2 protein-coding genes are annotated in these 978 nt (G+C 69.6%); both read left to right on the plus strand.

What is annotated here, in order from left to right; genetic code table 11:
* On the plus strand, positions 1–309 hold a 309-nt coding region (locus ABEB07_RS39045; protein WP_345672820.1), incomplete at its 5' end, for a transposase.
* On the plus strand, positions 306–978 hold a 673-nt coding region (locus tag ABEB07_RS39050; RefSeq protein WP_345672821.1), incomplete at its 3' end, for an IS3 family transposase. The genes ABEB07_RS39045 and ABEB07_RS39050, both read left to right, overlap by 4 nt.

A 978-nucleotide genomic window follows, 5' to 3' on the forward strand; every position in this document is an offset into this window, starting at 1 on the left:
ATGCCTGCCCCGAGGAAATACCCGCTGGAGTTGCGTGAGCGTGCGGTCCGGATGTATCGGACTGCCGAGCCGAAGCCTGTGATCCGACGCATGGCCGAAGAGCTCGGCGTGCATCATGAGGCCCTGCGCAACTGGATCCGCCAGGCCGAGGCCGACGCCGGCGAGCGGGACGACCTGCTCACCACCGAGGAGAAAGAGGAGCTCGCCCAGCTCCGGCGGGAAGTGCGGGAACTACGCCGGGCGAACGAGGTCCTGCGGACAGCCTCGGCTTTTTTCGCCGCGCAGCTCGACCCGACCCGGCCCAGGTGACCGCGCTCGTCGACGAGCATCCGCACCTGGGGGTCGAGCCCGTACTCCGGGAACTCCACATCCCCTCCTCCACCTACTACCGCTGGCGCCGAGCGGAGACCGAGCCGTGCGAGCGACACCGCCGGGACGCCGAGCTCTCCGGGAAGATCCGGCAGGTCCACGAGGACTCCGGCGGGATCTACGGCTCACCCCGCGTGCACGCCGTCCTCAAACGCGAAGGCGTCCACGTCGGCCGCAAGCGGGTCGAGCGACTCATGCGGGAGGCCGGTCTCGCCGGTATCAGCCCACGCCGGACGGACAAGGGCTTCACCCGCCGCGACCCGGACGCGGATCCTGCCCCCGACATGGTGCGACGCGACTTCACGGCGAGCGAGCCGAACCGGTTGTGGGTCACCGATCTCACCATGATCCCCACCGGGGAGGGGCCGTTGTGGCTGTCGGCGATCCGGGACGCCTTCTCCCGTCGGGTGGTGGCCTGGGAGACCTCCGCCCACGCGGACGCCGACCTGGTCCTGACCTCACTGGAATACGCCCTGGCCAGCCGCGAGGTCGCTCCCGGCCAGCTCGTCCACCACGCCGACCACGGCTGCCAGTACACGTCTATCAAGCTCACAACACGCCTGGTCAGAGCCGGTATCCAGGCGTCCATGGGCTCGGTCGGCGACTCGT

Origin of the sequence: Streptomyces similanensis (genome assembly GCF_039543625.1) — a bacterium.
GTDB lineage: Bacteria > Actinomycetota > Actinomycetes > Streptomycetales > Streptomycetaceae > Streptomyces > Streptomyces similanensis.